The organism is Umezawaea sp. NPDC059074, from assembly GCF_042738955.1.
Lineage (GTDB): Bacteria > Actinomycetota > Actinomycetes > Mycobacteriales > Pseudonocardiaceae > Umezawaea.
Genome location: NZ_JBHYHC010000056.1, coordinates 26,650 through 45,105, shown reverse-complemented (window position 1 = coordinate 45,105; position 18,456 = coordinate 26,650). Strand labels below are relative to the sequence as shown.

Here is an 18,456-nt window from a genome sequence, read left to right as displayed (position 1 = left end):
TTAGATGACTCGAACGGCCTCCCTGATCGTCAGGTATGTCACTCCCCGCCGATCACGAAAAGCCGCCGTTCGGTTACGCACCGCAGCAGTGGCAGTCGCCATCGCTCTGGTGTCGCCTGAGGGCTGAGCACGTTTCGGGGTGATCCTTCGGGGATGCCTGTTCCGTCCGATTCCCCATGGATGTGGGCGGAAAGGGAGGCCACCCGTCGCCCGCTCGGGGCAACGGAACGAGCGCCGCCGGGGGCGCGGCCGCAGACTGGCGGCGTGCCGCCGCTGCCCGTTCCTCCCGCCGACCTGCCCGGAGCCGTCGACTGGGTGCGCGAGCACCTGGGTGACCTGACCCGCGAACCGCGGGAAGCCGTTGCCGCGTCGGCGTTCGCCGGAGGACAGCGGGCGGCGGACGCGGCGCTCGCCGGGCTCGACGTGACCGGGTACGCGAGCACCCGGAGCACGGTGCTGCCGCGGTCCGCGCGAGGAGCGAGCCGGGTGTCGCCCTACCTCCGCCACGGTCTGCTCACGCTGTCCGAGGTGTGGTCGGCGGTGGACGGCGCGCCGGAGCGGGACCGGACGAAGTACCGCGACGAGTTGCTGTGGCAGGAGTTCGCCCGCCACCTGTACTCCCGGCTCGGCGGCCGGACCGCTCGACCGTTGCGCCACGAGCAGCCGCGCGCCGCAGCGGAGTGGGTGGGGGAGCCGTGGCGGTCGGACATGGCGTGCATGGCGGCGGTGGTCGGCGAACTGCGCGAGGACGGGTGGCTGGTCAACCAGACGCGGATGTGGTTGGCCTCGCAGTGGGCCGTGCGCGCCGGGCGGGACTGGGCCGCGGGGGAGGACGAGATGTTCGCGCACCTGGTCGACGGGTCCCGCGCGGCGAACCGGCTCGGCTGGCAGTGGACGGTCGGCACGGGCAGCGGCAAGCCCTACGGCTTCAGCCGGTGGCAGGTGACGCGGCGCGCGCCGTCGTTGTGCGAGTCCTGCGCGCTGGCCGACGACTGCCCGGTGGAGTCGTGGCCGGACGCGGAACCCGGCCCGCCGGTGGACGGCCCGGACCTCGGCAAGGCACCCATCCCGGCCGGGCCCGCGGACGTCGAGGGCGGCGGCGGTGACGTCGTGTGGGTGACCGCGGAGTCGTTGGGCGATCGGGATCCGGCACTGGCCGCCGTGTCGGGCCGACCCGCGGTGTTCGTGTTCGACGAACCGCTGCTGGCCCGGCTCCGGTTGTCCGGGACGAGGCTGGTGTTCCTCGCGCAGACCCTGGGTGAGCTGGCGACGACCCGACCCGTGCGGGTGCGCCGGGGCCGACCCGCGGTGGAGTTGGCCGGCCTCCGGTTGGCGGCGACGTGGACCCCGGTCCCCGGCTGGCAGCGCCTCTCCCGCTCGGTGCGGCCGGTCGAGGTGCACCCGTGGCCGTGGCTGGTCCGGCCGGGGTCGTTCGCCCTGCGGTCCTACAGCGCTTGGAGGCGTCACGCCCTGCCGCGGTGAAGCCCGACCCTCACACGCTGCGCAACACCGACACCACAACGCCGAGCACCACGGCCCGTTCCCCGTCGATCACGTCGTAAGCGTCGTTCCGGGGCTCCAGGAAAACCCGCCCGTTCCTCCGCGAGTAGACCTTCACCGTGGCCTCGTCGTCGATGGAAGCGGCCACGATCTGCCCGGAATGCGCTTCACTCTGCTGCCGCACCACCACGATGTCCCCGTCGCAGATCGAGGCGTCCACCATGGAATCGCCTCGAACCCGCAACCCGAACACCGTCCCGCGCCCGGTGAGCCCACGCGGCAACGTCAACACGTCGTCCACGTGCTCCTCGACCGTGATGGGACTGCCGGCCGCGATGTGCCCCACCACCGGCACCGCGACGGAATCCCCATCGCTCACGCCACCCCGAGGAAGGAACACCCGTACGTCCATCGGCCGGGACAACGACTCGCTGCGCCGCAGGAACCCCCGCTCCTCCAGGCTCGCGAGGTGCTTCGACACCGAGGACGAGGACCGCAACCCGACGGCGTCCCCGATCTCCCGAGTGCTGGGCGAGTACCCGTGCTCCCCGATCCACTCCTGGATCGTCAGCAGGATCCGCTGCTGCCGTTCGGGCAGGGTCGAGGCGTCCAGGTCAAGATCGTCGTAGGCGGTCACCCGCCGAATGGTAGATGCCCCCGAACAGCCCCAAACCCCCGGTGCTCAGGCACGACCGCCCCGTCACCCGACCGGGTTACGAAAATCTGCAACACCTCCACCCCACCCGGCACCTGACCGACGTGACCAGTGAAACGGGAGTGCGGGCCACCATGGCGGACGGAACCGACCCACCCGACGCCGTCCTGTGGGCGAAGGGCGACCGCGACGCCTTCGGCCTCCTCTTCGAACGCCACGTCGAGGCCGTCTGGAACCACGCCTACCGCTTGACGGCGTCGTGGGACCAGGCGCACGACGTCACCTCGGCCACGTTCCTCACCGCGTGGCGCACCCGTCGTGACATCACCCTCCTCCGCGACAGCGCCCTCCCGCTGCTCTACACGATGGCCGCCAACATCGCCCGCACCGCGCACCGCGGCTCGTCCCGCCGCACCCGCCTGCTGCGCCGCGTCCCCGACCCGTCCCCGGTGGACGACCACGCCGACGCCGTGATCCACCGCATCGACACCGAGTCCCGCCTCCGCCGCGTGGTCGACGCCGTCCGCCACCTCCCCCCGGCCCAACGCGAGGTGGCCGAACTCTGCCTGCTGGGCGACCTCCCGATCGCCGACGCCGCACGACACCTGGGTCTCGCGGAGGTCTCCGTGCGCTCCCACCTCTCCCGCGCCCGCGCCCGGCTGCGCACCTTGACGGAGGACACGCAGTGACCGACGAACCCCGCGGCATCACCCCCCGCCGCCCCCTTCCGCCGGAGCTGCGCGCCCAGCTCCGCGCCGAGTTCGACGAGGCGACCACCCGGAAGCGCAAGCTCTCCACCCCCGCCTTGGCGGCCGCCGCGGCCGTGGCCCTGTTGGCGGGCACCGTCTTCGTCCTCCGCCAGACCCCGGACCCCAGCACCGCGACCACCGCGGCCTACGACCCCGCGGTCGCCAAGGTCGCCCTCGACCGCTGCTGGTCGGCCGTCCGGACGCGGAACGCGACCGCCAGGTTCCCCGACCGCTCCCTCTGGACCCCCGTGTTCACCGTCGGCGACTCCCAGTTGGGCGTGGTCGCGGCCCGAGCGGACGGCAAGCCCCTCTTCTGCCAGACCACCCCGACCACCGCCACCGTCTCCGACCCGGCCACCGCCGCCCTGTTCAGCCGGGAAGGCGTGGTCGCGGGCGAGGCGGACGACCAAGTGGCCCTCACGGTCGCCACCCCGGTCGGCTCCACCACCGTCCACCCCGAACTCCGCGACCACCTCTTCGTCGCCCTCACGAGCACCAACCTCACCGGAGCCCGGATCACCGCGGGACCACCCGACGGTCCCCAGCGCACCCTGACCCCCGCCTCTCCCGCCATCGCGTTCCGCGACCACCCCGACGGCCCGTTCGCCGACCGCACGTCGCCGGAGGGCATCGCCCTGGGCGACTGCCTGTCCCGGGCCGCGAAACCGGTGGTGGACCCCGACTCCTACGAGCCGGGAGCGTTCGTGACCTACCCCGGCGGCCGGTTCTCGATCGGCCGCGGCCCGTTCACGGTGGTCTTCTGCCGCTGGGGCGAGCAACGCGGCGACGCCTCCGTCGAGACCCTGGTCCTCGGCGGCGTCCCGGCCCTCTTCAACCGCTCCACCGACCTGGGCAACGGTCTCCGCGTCCTCACCGGCCAGCTCACCGAGGCCGTCGCCACCCTCGACGTCGGCTTCGGTGACGGCCCGCTGCTGCCCGCCTCGGTGGCCCGCCGCACGTTCGCGATCCTCGTCCCCGCGGACGTCGACGGATCCACGCTCGTCCGCACGGTCGCCCGCGGCCCCGGCGGCGAGGTGGTCTTCGAGAACGAGTGGCCGTTCGACAGCTGACGCCACGGGGTGGGCCCGCTGCCGGGCGGCCCACCCCGCCGCGACCTCACGTCGTGACGCGCTCGCGGGCCTTGAGCCCCAGTTCGGCGGTGGGCGTCCGGAAGGTTTCCCGACCCGTCGCCACGGCCACCACGTTCACCAGGCACAGCCCCGCGGTGAAGATCGCGACACCGACCCAGTTCGCGCTCTGCGGCCCCGCGATGGCGGCCGAGATCGTGGGCGTGAACCCGGCGACGGCGAAGCCGATCTGCGTCCCGATCGCCATGCCGGACAACCGGACCCTCGCGGTGAACATCTCGCCGTAGAACGACGGCCACACGGCGTTCGTCGCGCTGTAGACGACACCGAACAGCAGGACGCCGACGACGAACACCAGGAGGTAGTTCGCCGTCGAGATCGCCCCGAGGTAGGCGAAGATCAGCACCGCGCAGCCCAGCGACCCGCTGATGAACACCGGTTTGCGCCCGACCCGGTCGGCGAGCGTGGCCCACAACGGGATCGCGCCCAACGCGGTGATGTTCGCCAGCACGCCGACCCACAGCATCGGCGTCCGCGCCAGGCCCGCCGAGTTCACCGCGTAGGACAGCGCGTACACGGTGAAGATCGTGCTGACGGAGGCGATCACGGCCGCGGCCACGACCCGCAGCACGTCCGCCCAGTGGTCGCGGAACAGGATCGCGACGGGGAGCTTCGCTCTTGCGTCGCCCGCGACCTCCTGCTCGAACACCGGCGTCTCGTCGAGCTTGCGGCGGATCACGAACCCGACGACGACCACGATCGCGCTGGCCCAGAAGGGAATGCGCCACCCCCACGCCAGCAGGTCGTCCTGGGGGAGCGCGGCGATCGGCAGGAACACCGCCGTGGCCAGCACCTGGCCCGCCTGGGTGCCGCTGAGGGTGAAGCTCGTGTAGTAGGCGCGGCGGTCGTCGGGGGCGTGTTCGAGGCTCATCGAGTTCGCGCCCGCCTGCTCCCCGGCGGCGGACAGCCCTTGCAGGAGCCGGGTCGCGACCAGCAGCACCGGAGCGGCGACGCCGATGTCGTCGTAGGTGGGCAGACAGCCGATGAGGAACGTGGCGAACCCCATGAGCAGCAACGTGAACACCAGCACCCGCTTGCGGCCGAAGCGGTCGCCGACGTGGCCCAGGATCACCGCGCCGACCGGCCGGGCCAGGTAGCCGACGCCGAAGGTGGCCAACGCGAGCAGCGTGCCGGTGGCGGCGTTCGAGGTGGGGAAGAAGATCTTGCCGAACACGAGGGCGGCTGCCGTGCCGTAGATGAAGAAGTCGTAGTACTCCAGGGCGCTCCCGATCCACGCGGCCAGTGCCGCCTTGCGGGGTTTGCCCTGGGGGAGAGGGGGATCTGCGGTCACGAGGGGCTCCTCTGTCTGCGTCTTTGCAGGGAACAGCGGACTCGGGCTACGTACGTACTAGATAGTTAATAACGGAGATGGTGAGGAGCGGCGGCCCTCCGTGTCAAGGGCTCAGCGGGCGGTCAGGTAGCTCACGAGCAGGTCGCCGACCATGCGCCGGTGGTGGTCGCGGCGCGCGGGGTCCAGCATGTCCCGCTCGAAGATCGCGTGGAACGTGTGCCGGTTGGCGATGCGGAACACGCAGAACGCGCTGATCGCCATGTGCACGTCGAGCGCGTCCACGTCGTCGCGGAAGTAGCCCGCGGCGCGGCCCCGGTCGAGGATGCGGGTGAGCACGTCGAGCGCGGGGTTCGCCAGCCCGGCCAGCTCGGTGGACCGCGCGATGTGCTCGGCGCGGTGGATGTTCTCGATGCTGACCAGTCGGACGAAGTCCGGGTGCGACTCGTGGTGGTCGAACGTCAGCTCGGCGAGCCTGCGCAGGGCGTCGATCGGGTCCAGGTGCTCCACGTCGAGCTCCTGCTCGATCGCCCGGATCACCGTGTACGCGCGTTCGAGGACCTCGACGAACAGCTGCTCCTTGCCGCCGAAGTAGTAGTAGATCATCCGCTTCGTGGTGCGGGTCTTGGCGGCGATCTCGTCGACCCGCGCGCCGTCGTAGCCCTTGTCGGCGAACTCCCGCGCGGACACGGCGAGGATCTCGGCCTTGGTGCGCTCGGCGTCCCTGGAGCGGTCGACGGCGGGCAGTGCGACCACGGACTTCCTTCCTCGCCACGGGTACTGCCGCCACTCTAGGTGACCTCTTCCGCCCGCCGCCCACCGTGGGGTACAACTAACTCACCAGTTCGTACATTACGAGGGAGGTCGGTCGTGCCCCACACCCCGTTCCCCGACGCGGTCCGCGAGCACGCCGACCTGGCGCGGGGCGCGCTCGTGGTCGGGCTCGTGGGCTCGGGCATCGGGCCGTCGCTGAGCCCCGCGCTGCACGAGGAGGAGGCCCGCAGGCTGGGGCTGCGCTACCGGTACCGGCGGATCGACCTCGACGAGTGGGGCCTGCCGCCCGAGGCGGTCGGCGACATCGTGGCGATCACGCGGGACGCGGGGTACCGCGGCCTCAACATCACCCACCCGTGCAAGCAGGCCGTGCTGCCGCACCTGGGCGAGCTGTCGCCCGACGCGCAGGCGCTCGGCGCGGTGAACACGGTCGTGTTCGACGGCGGCCGGGCCGTCGGCCACAACACCGACTGGTCCGGCTTCGTCCGCGGCCTGGAGGTGGGACTGCCCGACGCCGACCTCACGTCCGTCGTCCTGCTCGGCGCGGGCGGGGCCGGGGCCGCGGTCGCGCACGGGCTGCTCACCGCCGGGGCGGGGACCGTGCGGGTGTTCGACCTGGACCCCGCCCGCGCAGAGGCGTTGGCGGTGTCCCTCTCGGCGAGGTTCGGCGCGGGCCGCGCCACCACGGGACACGGCGACCTGGCGGACGCCGTGCGCGCCGCCGACGGGCTCGTGCACGCCACCCCGACCGGGATGGCCGACCACCCCGGCCTCCCGCTGCCCGCCGACCTGCTGCGGCCCGACCTGTGGGTCGCCGAGGTCGTCTACCGACCGCTGGACACCGAACTGGTCACCACCGCGCGCGCCGCGGGCTGCCGGGTCCTCGACGGCGGCCGGATGTTCGCGTTCCAGGCCGCCGAGGGGTTCCGGCTGTTCACCGGCGCCGACCCCGACACCGAGCGGATGCTGCGCCACTTCGACCGGCTCGTCCGCACGCCGGGAGGACGGTCCGATGTCCGCTGACCGCAGACGCGGGATCGCCACCGTGTGCCTGTCCGGCACGCTGGAGGACAAGCTCGCCGCCGCCGCGGCGGCCGGGTTCGACGGCGTGGAGCTGTTCGAGAACGACCTGCTCGCCTCGCCGTGGTCACCCGCGCGGGTGCGGCGGGAGTGCGCCGACCTGGGCCTGTCGATCGACCTCTACCAGCCGTTCCGCGACTTCGAGGCGGTGCCGCCGGACGTGCTGGCCCGCAACCTCCGGCGGGCGGAGCGCAAGTTCGACGTCATGGAGGAGTTGGGCGCGGACACCGTCCTGGTGTGCTCGTCGGTGTCGCCCGACGCGGTCGACGACGACGCCCTCGCCGCCGAGCAGCTGCACGCCCTCGCCACGCGCGCCGCCGAACGGGGCATCCGGGTGGCCTACGAGGCGTTGGCGTGGGGGAGGTTCGTCAGCACGTACGACCACTCGTGGCGGATCGTGCGCGCCGCGGGCCACCCCGCGCTCGGCCTGTGCCTGGACAGCTTCCACGTGCTGTCCAGGGAGGTCGACCCGGTGGCCATCCGGACGATTCCGGGCGAGAAGGTGTTCTTCCTGCAACTGGCCGACGCGCCGAGGCTGCGGATGGACGTGCTCCAGTGGAGCCGCCACCACCGCCTGTTCCCCGGACAGGGCGACTTCGACCTCACCTCGTTCGTCGACCACGTGCTCGCCACCGGTTACCGCGGGCCGCTGTCGCTGGAGGTGTTCAACGACGTGTTCCGGCAGTCCGAGCCCCGTGCCGCGGCCGTGGACGCGATGCGCTCGCTGCTGCTGCTCCAGGAGCCGCCGGACGCCGCGCCGGTGCTGACCGGCCACGCCTTCACCGAGTTCGACGTCGACGACACCGCGGCCGGGCAGGTCGAGGCGGCCCTCACCGGGCTCGGTTTCGCGCTGGCGGGCGAGCACCGCACCAAGCCCGTGCGGCTGTGGCGGCAGGGCGGCGCGCGCGTCGTGCTCAACCACCGTCCTCCCGCGACGGGCGCCCACGCGGCCGTCAGCGCCGTGGCCGTGGAGAGCCCCGACCCGACCAGGTCCGCCGCGCGCGCCGGGGAGTTCCTCGCGCAGCCCAGCGGCGACAACGCGGTCGCCGCCCCGGACGGTACGTCGGTGATCTTCTGCCGCGACGAGTGGCTCGCGGACTTCGCCCCGCTCAGCTCGTCCGACGTGGTCGGCGCGGGCGTCCTCGGCACCGACCACGTCGGCCTGACCGAACCGTTCGACCGCTTCGAGCAGGCGGGCCTGTTCTACCGGGCCGTGCTGGGCCTGGAACTGGAGGACGAGACCGAGTTCGCCGCCCCGTTCGGCCTGGTCCGCAGGCACTCCGTCGTCGACCGCGCCCGCCACGTCCGCATCGCCCTGGACGCCACCCTGGTCCGCCGCGGCGCCTGGGGCCCGGACGTTCGCGAACCGCAGCACGTCGCCTTCACCACCGCCGACGCCCTCGCCGCCGCGACGGCGATGCGCGCCCGCGGCGCACCCCTGCTCGACATCCCGGCCAACTACTACGACGACCTCGACGCCCGCCTCGCCCCGGCCCAGGACTTCCTCGCCGCGCTGCGCGAGAACTCCGTGCTCTACGACCGCGACGCCCACGGCGAGTTCCTGCACTTCTTCACCGAGGTCCTCGGCGACCGCGTGTACTTCGAGGTCGTGCAACGCATCGGCGCGTACGCGGGCTACGGCGCGGTCAACGCCCCGATCGTCATGGCCGCGCACCGCAGACGCCGCCGGGAGACGGCGCGGTAGGCAAACGGGTTTGCGGGGGACCCGGCCGTAGTGGACGATCATCCGTCGGCCCGAAGCGCGCCGATGGAGGAGAACCCCGTGCCCGACGTCGTGCCGCTGCGGCGCAACCACGCGTTCCAGCTGCTCTGGATCGGCAGTGCCGTGTCCCAGTTGGGCACCGAGTTGACGCGGCTCGCGATGCCGTTGCTGGTGCTCGCCCTCACCGGGTCGCCGGGGCTGGCGGGGGTGGTCGCGGGGGCCCGGACGGCGGTGTTCCTCGGCGTCCAACTGCCCGCGGGCATCTGGGTGGACCGGTGGGACCGCCGCGCCGTGCTGCTGACCAGCCAGGGCGTGCAGGCGCTCAACGCCGCCGTGCTGGCCGTCGTGGTGGTCGCGGGCGAGGTGCGGATCTGGCACTTCCTGGTGCTGGGCGCGGTCGACGGGGCGTGCGCCGCGTTCGGGGGACCGGCCCGCACGGTCGCGCTGCGCGGTGTCGTCCCGGCCGAACAGCTCCGCTCCGCGTACGCGCGTGAGGAAGCCCGTTCGCACGCGGCCAGGCTGATCGGCCCGTCGTTGGGCGGTGTGCTGTTCGGACTGGGGCGGGCGTTGCCGTTCGTGGTCGACGCCGTCACGTTCGTGGTCGCGGTGGTCTGCTCGGTGTTCGCCAAGGTGCCCCGCCACCCCGAGACGGGGGAGAAGACCGCGCGGGCGAGCATGTGGCGGGAGGCGGTCGAGGCCGTCGGATGGCTGTGGCGCCAACGGGGTCTGCGCGCGGCGACCGCCGCGGTGATGGCGATGAACCTGCTGGGCGGCGGGATCCTGATCCCGGTGATCGTGCTGGTCGGCGAACGCGGAGGCGGACCGGTCCTCACCGGAGCGGTGTTCGCGGGCATCGGCGTCGGGGGACTGGTCGGCGCGGTGCTGTCCGACCGGATCGGCGGCCTGCTGCCCGCCGGGCAGCTGGTCATCGCGATCCTCGTGGTCTTCGCCGGGTCGAACGCCGTGATGGCGCTCCCGGTCGCCGCGTGGTGGCCGATGGTCCCGCTCCTGGTCACCGCCGTGGTCACGCCCGCGCTCAACGTCGTGCTGAGCGTCGCGGTGTCCCGGCTGGTCCCGCACGACATGCTCGGCCGCCTCGACGCCGTGCTGACGGCGGCGGGCATGGGCCTCTCACCGCTGGCGCCCGTCCTCGGCGGCTTCCTGGCCGCGGCGCTGGGCGGCGCGGGCGCGGTGCTCGTGCTCGGCGCCGGGTTCGCGCTGACCGCCGTGGTGGCGGCGTCGAGCCGGGAGCTGCGCCGGTTCACCGACGACACGCCCGCCGCCCGGAACTGACCTGTGCGTTTCGGCGTGTAACGATCGCCGGTCGCTCTCTTGACACGGACACCCGCCGGGGCGCCAAATGGCCCGGATCTTGCTCGCCCGCGCACGACCCTCGGCATCGAGGAGGACACCGATGAGCGACGACGTAGGCACCCCACTGTCGGCCGACGAGAAGCGGCTCCACGAACTCGGATACGCCCAAGAGCTCTCCCGCACCATGTCCGGGTTCTCGAACTTCGCCGTGTCCTTCACGATCATCTCGATCCTGTCGGGGTGCCTGACCCTCTACGGGTTCGGGATGAACACCGGCGGCCCCGCGCTGATCGTCTGGGGCTGGCCGTTCGTCGGCCTGATGACGCTGCTCGTGGGCCTCGCGATGGCCGAGGTCTGCTCCAGCTTCCCGACCGCGGGCGGCCTGTACTACTGGGCGGCCAAGCTCGCGCCGAGCAACGGCGCGGCGTGGTCGTGGTTCACCGGCTGGTTCAACTTCCTCGGCCAGGTCGCCGTCACGGCGGGCATCGACTTCGGGGCCGCGTTCTTCATCAACGCCTTCCTCGACCTCCAGTTCGGCTTCGCCGCCACGCCCGCGCACACGATCCTGATCTTCGGGCTCGTGCTGGTGCTGCACGGCCTGCTGAACACCTTCGGCGTGAAACTGGTGTCCCTGCTCAACGACATCAGCGTGTGGTGGCACATCGTCGGCGTGCTGGTCATCGTCGGCGCGCTGGTGTTCATCCCGTCGGAGCACCAGTCCGCCTCGTACGTGTTCACCACGTTCGTCAACAACACCGGCTGGACGTCGCCGCTCTACGTCGGACTGCTCGGGTTGTTGTTGGCGCAGTACACGTTCACCGGCTACGACGCCTCGGCGCACATGACCGAGGAGACCCACGACGCGGCCCGCAGCGGCCCGCGCGGCATCGTGATGTCCATCGTGGTCTCGCTCATCGCGGGCTGGGTGCTGCTGGTCGGCATCACCTTCGCCATCCAGGACTACGACGGCGCGATCGGCAGCTCGACCGGCGTGCCGCCCGCGCAGATCTTCATCGACGCCCTCGGCGCGACCGGCGGCAAGCTGCTGCTCCTCGTCGCCATCGGCGCGCAGCTGTTCTGCGGCATGTCCTCGGTGACCGCGAACTCGCGGATGATCTACGCGTTCTCCCGCGACGGCGCGCTGCCCGCGTCGAAGTTCTGGCACAAGATCAACAAGCGCACCCGGACGCCCACGAACGCGATCTGGCTGGCCGCGGGCGGCGCGTTCGTCCTGGGCCTGCCGTACCTGTGGAACGCCACGGCCTACGCGGCGGTCACGTCGATCGCGGTGATCGGCCTCTACATCGCCTACGTCATGCCCACACTGCTGAGGCTGTTGCAGGGCGACAAGTTCCAACGCGGACCGTGGCACCTCGGCAGGTGGAGCAGGCCGATCGGCATCGTCGCGGTCGTGTGGGTCGTCTTCATCACGATCCTGTTCATGCTCCCGCAAGCCAGCCCGGTGACGGCGAAGAACTTCAACTACACGCCGATCGCCGTCCTCGTGGTGCTCGGCTTCGCGGGCATCTGGTGGCTGGCCTCGGCCCGGAAGTGGTTCACCGGCCCGAAGGTCCAGGGCACACCGGAGGAACTGGCGGCGATCGAACGGGACCTGGACTCGATCTGACGGTCCGCTGGTGACGGGCCGAGCCCTCTCGGCCCGTCACCAGCGGGGAACACCGGTCGTCAGCCCTCGACGCGGTGCTGCGCCCAGAAGGACGTCAGGTCCGTCGAGCCCGCCGCGGTCTGGGCGGCGGCCTTGAACTCCGCCGTCGTGGAGACCCCGTACCAGTGGGACTGGGCGTAGGTCTTCAGCAGGTTGGCCATGGCCGTGTCGCCGATGAGGCGGCGCAGGTCGTGCAGCGTGCACTTGCCGTAGTTGTAGACGACGCTGGAGTAGCGCGAGGAGTGCGCGTCCCAGTACGCCATCGAGTTGGTGAGCTTCTCCGCGCTCGACTGCCACGTGATGCCGCAGCCGCTGCCGGTGATGCCCTTGTACAGGTCCGTCGCGTAGTCGGTGAAGCTCTCGTCCAGCCACGGGGAGTTGTACTCGTCGTCGCCGACGATCCCGTAGAACCACTGGTGCGCCAGCTCGTGCGGCAGCGCGGTGGTGGACACCAGGTCCAGGACGAAACCGGGGTACTCCATGCCGCCGAACCAGAAGTTGTTGTCCAGCACGACGTCCATCTCCTGGTACGGGTAGTCGCCGAAGCGTCCCGAGTGGACGTCGAGCGCGTCCTTGGCCAGGGTCAGCATGGAGTTGGCGTCACCGCTGGAGATGCCGCTGACGCCGTACACGTTGACCTTGTAGCCCTTGGCCGACGTGCCGGAGATCTTCGAGAACGGGCCCGCGCCCCAGGCGAAGTCGCGTACCTTGGCGGCCGTCGCGTGGGTCGTGGTGGTCGACCCGCTGGTCGTCTCAGTCGACGTGCCGGTCGCGGGGGTGAGCAGCGACGTCGGGTGCACGAGCGTGACGTCGAAGTCGCTGATCAGCTGGTAGAACGACTCGCCGTTGTTGGTGTACGGGTCGAGGTGCCAGCCCGCGCCGTCGCGGACCGCCAGCACCGGCAGCGCGTTGCCGATCATGTTGTACGCGCCGTCGTGGCCGAACCGGTCGGCGCCGCTGGGGACGACGATCTTCAGGTCGAAGCCGATGGTCGCCGACTGGCCCTGTGCCAGCGGGCTCGGCAGGGTGATCTTCAACGCCGTGCAGTTCACGCTCAGCGCCGACGGCGTGCCGCCGGTGACGGCCGTGACCGTGATCGGTGTCGTCGGGCAGGTGCCGTGGTAGTTGTCCCACAGCCGCAGGTACACCTCGGGCAGCGCGGTCGCGGAGCCGTTGGTGAAGCTGACGGACTGGTGGCCGGTCCACGTGTCGCCCGCGGTGTTGGACGTCAGGCTCACCGTGTACGCGGGGTTGATCGGCGTCCGGGTGGTGTCCGGGGGAGTGGTGCCGCCGATGGTCCAGGTGAACGTGGTGGAGCCGCTGTTGTTCGCCGGGTCCTTGGCGGTGACGGTGACCGTCGAGGTGCCCGCCGCGGTCGGTGTCCCGGAGATCAGGCCGGTGCCCGAGGCGATGGCCAGCCCAGCGGGCAGGCCCGTCGCGCTGTAGGTGAGCGCGTCGCCCTGCGGGTCGGACGCCTGGACCTGCACCGACACCGGCGTGCCGACCTGGCCGCTCTGGTTGCCGGGGTTGGTGACCGACGGGTTCTGCGTGCCGCCGCCACCGCCCGCGGTGCTCAGTGCGACGTCGTCGAGCAGGAAGTTGGTCGCCAGCCCGGAGTCCTCGACGCCGGTGACCTTCAGCGTCACGGTCTGCCCGACGTACGCCGAGACGTCGACCGTCTTCTGGACGTACCCGGTGTTCTTGTCCAGGTTGGAGTAGCTCGCCACCGTGGCCGTGCCGACCTGCACGGTCAGCTTGTCGTACGCGACGGTGGTGGTCGTCTCCTTGGTGTCGACGTGCAGCCAGTAGCTCAACGACGCCGACGTGCACCCCGCTGGCAGGGTGACGGACTGGGACAGCGTGTCGGTGTGCGTCGTGCCGTACCCGTCGAGCCACGCGTCCTTGGTCCCGCCGTGCGCGGGTTCCGCGGTCGTCGCGGAGGAGATCACCCCCGAGGTCTGGGTCCACGGGGTCGTGCCGCTCTCGAAGCCGCCGTTGGCGATCACCTGGTCGCCGCACGCGGAGGCTTGGGCCTCCGTGGCGGTCAGGGTGACGCCCAACAGGCTGACGGCGAGGGCGAGCGCGGCAGGGAGCGCTCTACTTCTCATCGGATTTCCTTTCCCGGCCCACCGGAGGTGGTAGGGACAGGTTCACCGAGGTCAGGCCGCTGTTCAACGGCGGGTTTTTCACTGGGAACGAGTTTGCGGCAATTGTCTCGGTATAGCGGGAATCGTCCATTACCAGGGTTGGTGGAACTTCCCGCCGGAACGTGGAATAGGAGCCGGGGTCGCGCTGTCCACTGTGCGCCGCAACCCCGAACGAGCCTAGGAGCACGACCATGACCCTCCCCGACGAGCAGGTCGCCCTGTCCCGGCGCGGACTGCTGCGCGGCGCCACCCTCGGTGGCGCGGCCGTGGCCGCCGCCACGCTGCTGCCCACCGGGCTCGCCTCCGCGAGCGGGTACGGCGGTGGTGACGTCCGGCAGGTCCCCGGCGTCACCACCGTCATCGACACCTCCCACGCCGAGCACGACGTGTCGGTGTTGTTCAGCGACTACTTCCGCACCAAGAGCGCCAAGAACCCCGAAGGCCTCATGGCGTTCTTCGACCGCAGGTCCACCAACTACATCGACGCCATCCTCGGCTGGCCGTTCTACTCCTGGCAGGAACTGCACGACCTGTTCGCCACCTACATGCCGCAGTGGCCCGCGAACGGCACCTCCTCGCCGGTGCGGATCCTCGGCGACTCCTCCAGCGCCGTGGTGTTCTTCACCAACACCAAGGACCTGTTCGGACCGTCGGAGATGCGCGCGGCGGGCGTGGTGAACTTCAACCGCCAGGGCAAGATCACCCGCTGGGTCGACTACTGGGACGGCCGCCACTTCGGCACCGACAACCTGAACAAGTCCCGCCTGGCCGCCGACCAGTTCCCCAAGGACTTCAAGGAGTCCCTCTCCGGGGAGACCGCCGCCCGCGGCATCCGCGCCGTGTCGAACAGCCTGAACGCGGCGCTGCGCAACGGTGACGGCGCGGCGGCAGCGGGCCTGTTCGCGGGCGACGCCGTGTTCGAGGACATGCCCGCGCACGTGCAGATCCTCGGCCCGCGCAGCATCGGCGCGTACCTCACCAGCGCCGCCGGAGTGCTCCCGTACACCGGCAACGGCCTCGCGGTGCGCCACGTCGTGGGCAGCGGGCAGGGTGGCGGCTACGAGTGGACCGCCACCGGCAGGCCGGTGCCGCGGGGCCTCAACGCCCTGGAGCTGGACGCCCAGAGCAAGATCACCCGGCTCACCGCCGTGTGGGACGGGACCCTGGTCGACGACCAGGCGTTGGTGACCCTCGGCCAGAAGGCGATCGAGCGCTGACCGGCCGCGGCGGACGGGAGGAGCGCTCCCGTCCGCCGCCGGGTCACTCCGCCCCGGACCGGGCGAGCATCGCCTTCCTGAGCGCCTGCCTGCCGCGGTGCAGCCTGCTCATCACCGTGCCCGCCGGGATCCGTTCGGCGGCGGCGATCTCCTGGTAGGAGTACCCCTCGACGTCGGCGAGCACGACCACGCGCAGGTTGATCGCCGACAGGGACGCGAGCGCGTCCTTGAGCGCCTCGTCCGGCAGCGCCGCGAGCACCTCGTCGGCCGGGTCGCCGCCGACCGCCACCCCGGCCGGGTCGTCCGACCGGGAGTCCAGCCCCAGCACCTCGGGCCGTCGCCTGCGCCAGTGGTAGGCGTTGATGAAGGCGTTGGACAGGATCCGGTTCAGCCACGCCCGCAGGTGGTTGCCCTCGAAGCTGTCGCAGCTCTGGTGGGCCCTCAGGTACGTCTCCTGCACCAGGTCCTCGGCGTCCGCCGGGTTTCGCGTCATCCGCAGCGCGCTGGCCAGCAGGACTGGCCGGTAGTCCACCGCTTCCCGCACGTAGGTCGCCGTCGGCTCGTTTCTCACATGCCTCACCTCACCGCTGAGGACACCGCCGCGGTCCTCGCTATTCCATTGGCACACCTGATGGCACGAGTGAGCCACTCGGGTGCGTCACGTGTCCACGCGGTGACTTCCGGGTTACAGTCCGAGGTCGACTTCGGGTCATCGCGACGTCAGGGGTGGGTGCGTGAGGTACGTCGTCATCGGCGCGGGCGCGGTGGGTGGAGCGCTCGGCGGTCGTCTGTTCCAGCACGGCCACGAGGTCGTCCTGGTCGCCAGGGGAGCCCAGTACCGCGAACTGCGGGAGCACGGCCTGTCCCTGGAAACGCCCTCCGGCGTGCACCGGTTGCCGGTGCCGGTCGTGTGGCACCCGTCGAACCTCGACCTCCGCGCCGACGACGTCCTCGTGCTGGCGGTGAAGTCCCAGGACACGGCGGCCGCCGTGGACGCGTGGGAGTCCCAGCCGGTCGAGGGCGGCGGCACGGCGGGCACGCGGCTCCCGCTGGTGTGCGCGCAGAACGGCGTGGCGAACGAGCGGATCGCGCTGCGCGGGTTCCGCCGGGTGTACGCCCTGTGCGTCTCGCTGCCCGCGACGCACGTGCGGCCGGGCGCGGTCACGGCGTGGGGCTCCCCGGTGACCGGCGTGCTGCGCCTCGGCGTCTACCCGAGCGGCGTGGACGCCGTGTCGGAGGCGGTCGCGGCCGACCTGGCGGCATCGGCGTTCACGGCCGAGTCGGTGGCCGACGCGATGCGGTGGAAGCACGGCAAGCTGGTGGCGAACCTGGGCAACGCCGTCGAGGCGCTGTGCGGCGGCCAACCCGGCGTCGAGGACGTGTGGCGCGCGGCCCTGGCCGAGGGCGAGGCGGTGCTGACCGCGGCCGGGATCGCCCACGCCCCGGCGGCCGAGCTGTCCGGTGGGTTCGACGTCCGGCCGGTCGGCGGCGAGACGCGCGAGGGCGGGTCGACGTGGCAGAGCCTGGCCCGCGGGACCGGCTCGATCGAGACCGACTTCCTCAACGGCGAGATCGTGCTACTGGGCCGCGAGCACGGGATCGCGACGCCGGTGAACGAGGCGTTGCAGGTGCTGGCGCGGCGGTTCGCGGTCGAGCACCGGGAAGCCGGGTCGCTGCCCGCGCTCGACCTGCTGGACGCCGTCGGCCTCACGGCGTGAACCGCGCCTCCGGGCACGGCCTCCCGCCGTGCCCGGAGGTTTCCTAGCGCTTGACGGTGGTGGTCCGCGGCGAGGTGAACGCGAGCAGGCCTTCGAGGCCGCTCTCCGCGCCCACGCCCGACTGCTTGCGCCCGGCGAACGGGACCAGCGGCGACAGGTGCATCACCTCGTTGATCCACACCGTGCCCGCGTCGAGCCGGTCGCCGATCGCGCGCGCCGCGACCGGGTCCGCGGACCAGACCGACGCGCCCAACCCGAGGTCACCCGCGTTGGCACGGGCGACGACGTCGTCGACCTCGCGGTAGACCAGCAGCGGCAGCACCGGGCCGAACTGCTCCTCCTGGACGATCCGGGCGTCCTCCGGCGGATCGTCGACGATCGTCGGCTCGACGAAGAACCCCTTGCGCCCCATCGGTGAGCCGCCGGTGAGCACCGTGTGGCCGTGGTCCTCCGAGTCCTTCAGGAGGTCGAGGACGGCCTCGTACTGGCGGCGGTTGGACACCGGGCCGAGCCCGACGCCCTCCTGGGTGGGATCGCCCGTCCGGACCGTCGCCGCGTACGCGACCAGCGCGTCGCGGAACTCCGGGTAGACGTCCGCGTGGACGTAGACCCGCTTGGCCGCCAGGCAGATCTGGCCGGAGTTGGCGAACGCCGCCCAGAACAGCGCCTCGGCGACGGCGGCCACGTCGACGTCCGGCAGGACGATCGCCGGGTCGTTGCCGCCCAGTTCGAGGGTGACCGGCGTCAGCCGCGCGGCCGCGTTGGCCATCACCGCGCGGCCGGTCCGCGTCGACCCGGTGAAGCTGATCTGGTCGACGCCCCGGTGGGCGGTGATCCGCGCGCCGAGGTCGCCGGTGCCCGACACGACGTTCAGGACGCCCGCGGGCAGCACCCCGGCCAGCAGCGTCCCCAGCCGCAGCGCGGACAGCGGCGCGAGGTCGGACGGCTTGAGCACGACGGTGTTGCCCGCGAGCAGCGCCGGGCCGAGCTTGAACGACAGCTGCCCGAGCGGGTAGTTCCACGGGGTGATCGCGGCGACCACGCCCAGCGGGACGCGGCGGGTGGTGGACAGCCGGTCCGCGCCGTCCTCGTTGACGGTCTCCGGCAGCGTCAGCGCGGCCGTGGCGCGGAGCCAGTGGCTCAGCCCCGCCACCTCCGCGGCGGCCATCGCCAGGGGCTTGCCCTGCTCGGCGGTCACCAGCCGGTGCAGCTCGTCGGCGTTGGCGTCGACGACGTCCGCCATCGCGATCAGCGCGGCCTGGCGCTGGGCGAACGGCGTCGCCGCCCACGCGGGGAACGCCCCGTGGGCCGCTGCGACGGCGTCGTCGAGCTGCTCGTCGGTGCACTCCGGGGCACTGGCGAGGACGGTCTCGTCGCTCGGGTCGATCACGTCGAACGTGGTGGGACTGCCGACCGCGACCCCGTCGACGGTCATGGTGAACGTGCGCACTGCGACTCCTCCAGGACTGGTACCAGC

General features: G+C 71.8%; 15 protein-coding genes. 9 read left to right on the top strand and 6 right to left on the bottom strand.

All coding sequences use genetic code 11. The features are described from left to right. The first annotated feature begins 264 nt into the window (after positions 1-264). Complete coding sequence (locus ACFWW9_RS24745; RefSeq protein WP_390382364.1) at positions 265-1,482, top strand: FAD-binding domain-containing protein; 1,218 nt, start codon at positions 265-267, stop codon at positions 1,480-1,482. 10 nt (positions 1,483-1,492) lie between these two features. Here the strand turns inward: ACFWW9_RS24745 and lexA are convergent, their stop codons facing one another. After that, a complete protein-coding gene (gene lexA, locus ACFWW9_RS24740; protein ID WP_390382361.1) occupies positions 1,493-2,137 on the bottom strand; it encodes a transcriptional repressor LexA in 645 nt (214 codons plus the stop codon). Positions 2,138-2,289: 152 nt separating this feature from the next. Here lexA and ACFWW9_RS24735 point away from each other — a divergent pair, with 152 nt between their 5' ends. Then, the gene (locus ACFWW9_RS24735) at positions 2,290-2,844 is read left to right on the top strand and encodes an RNA polymerase sigma factor (protein ID WP_390382358.1); all 555 of its coding nucleotides are present in this window, start codon (positions 2,290-2,292) and stop codon (positions 2,842-2,844) included. Then, positions 2,841-3,974 carry a hypothetical protein gene (locus tag ACFWW9_RS24730; RefSeq protein ID WP_390382355.1) on the top strand — a complete coding sequence of 378 codons (1,134 nt, stop codon included), beginning with the start codon at positions 2,841-2,843 and terminating at the stop codon, positions 3,972-3,974. The genes ACFWW9_RS24735 and ACFWW9_RS24730 overlap by 4 nt, the downstream gene beginning before the upstream one ends. A gap of 46 nt (positions 3,975-4,020) precedes the next feature. Here ACFWW9_RS24730 and ACFWW9_RS24725 read toward each other — a convergent pair whose 3' ends face one another. Both ACFWW9_RS24725 and ACFWW9_RS24720 read right to left on the bottom strand, forming a co-directional pair. After that, positions 4,021-5,343 carry an MFS transporter gene (locus ACFWW9_RS24725; protein WP_390382352.1) on the bottom strand — a complete coding sequence of 441 codons (1,323 nt, stop codon included), beginning with the start codon at positions 5,341-5,343 and terminating at the stop codon, positions 4,021-4,023. A 111-nt stretch (positions 5,344-5,454) separates the two neighbouring features. Next, complete coding sequence (locus tag ACFWW9_RS24720) at positions 5,455-6,096, bottom strand: TetR/AcrR family transcriptional regulator (protein WP_390382349.1); 642 nt, start codon at positions 6,094-6,096, stop codon at positions 5,455-5,457. Between the two features lie 159 nt (positions 6,097-6,255). Between ACFWW9_RS24720 and ACFWW9_RS24715 the strand changes: the two genes are divergently transcribed. From ACFWW9_RS24715 to ACFWW9_RS24700, 4 genes are all read left to right on the top strand, one after another. After that, positions 6,256-7,137, top strand: a complete 882-nt coding sequence (locus ACFWW9_RS24715) for a shikimate dehydrogenase (protein WP_390382379.1) — start codon at positions 6,256-6,258, stop codon at positions 7,135-7,137. Further along, a complete protein-coding gene (locus tag ACFWW9_RS24710) occupies positions 7,127-8,899 on the top strand; it encodes a TIM barrel protein (RefSeq protein WP_390382346.1) in 1,773 nt (590 codons plus the stop codon). The genes ACFWW9_RS24715 and ACFWW9_RS24710 overlap by 11 nt, the downstream gene beginning before the upstream one ends. Positions 8,900-8,962: 63 nt before the next feature. After that, entirely contained in the window at positions 8,963-10,210 is a 1,248-nt protein-coding gene (locus ACFWW9_RS24705) for an MFS transporter (RefSeq protein WP_390382343.1), read from the top strand. 121 nt (positions 10,211-10,331) lie between these two features. Beyond that, positions 10,332-11,858, top strand: coding sequence for an amino acid permease (locus tag ACFWW9_RS24700; protein WP_390382340.1), 1,527 nt, complete (start codon positions 10,332-10,334; stop codon positions 11,856-11,858). Between the two features lie 59 nt (positions 11,859-11,917). Here ACFWW9_RS24700 and ACFWW9_RS24695 read toward each other — a convergent pair whose 3' ends face one another. After that, positions 11,918-14,005: a putative Ig domain-containing protein gene (locus tag ACFWW9_RS24695; RefSeq protein WP_390382337.1), complete on the bottom strand. Its 2,088-nt coding sequence runs from the start codon at positions 14,003-14,005 to the stop codon at positions 11,918-11,920. A 230-nt stretch (positions 14,006-14,235) separates the two neighbouring features. Between ACFWW9_RS24695 and ACFWW9_RS24690 the strand changes: the two genes are divergently transcribed. Next, positions 14,236-15,261 carry a hypothetical protein gene (locus tag ACFWW9_RS24690; RefSeq protein WP_390382334.1) on the top strand — a complete coding sequence of 342 codons (1,026 nt, stop codon included), beginning with the start codon at positions 14,236-14,238 and terminating at the stop codon, positions 15,259-15,261. Positions 15,262-15,304: 43 nt separating this feature from the next. Here ACFWW9_RS24690 and ACFWW9_RS24685 read toward each other — a convergent pair whose 3' ends face one another. Next, positions 15,305-15,832 (bottom strand): sigma-70 family RNA polymerase sigma factor, encoded by a 528-nt coding sequence (locus ACFWW9_RS24685; RefSeq protein ID WP_390382331.1) that lies wholly within the window; start codon positions 15,830-15,832, stop codon positions 15,305-15,307. A 163-nt stretch (positions 15,833-15,995) separates the two neighbouring features. Between ACFWW9_RS24685 and ACFWW9_RS24680 the strand changes: the two genes are divergently transcribed. Next, positions 15,996-16,979, top strand: coding sequence for a ketopantoate reductase family protein (locus ACFWW9_RS24680; RefSeq protein ID WP_390382328.1), 984 nt, complete (start codon positions 15,996-15,998; stop codon positions 16,977-16,979). 43 nt (positions 16,980-17,022) lie between these two features. Here the strand turns inward: ACFWW9_RS24680 and ACFWW9_RS24675 are convergent, their stop codons facing one another. Beyond that, the gene (locus ACFWW9_RS24675; protein WP_390382325.1) at positions 17,023-18,429 is read right to left on the bottom strand and encodes an aldehyde dehydrogenase family protein; all 1,407 of its coding nucleotides are present in this window, start codon (positions 18,427-18,429) and stop codon (positions 17,023-17,025) included. Positions 18,430-18,456: the final 27 nt, after the last annotated feature.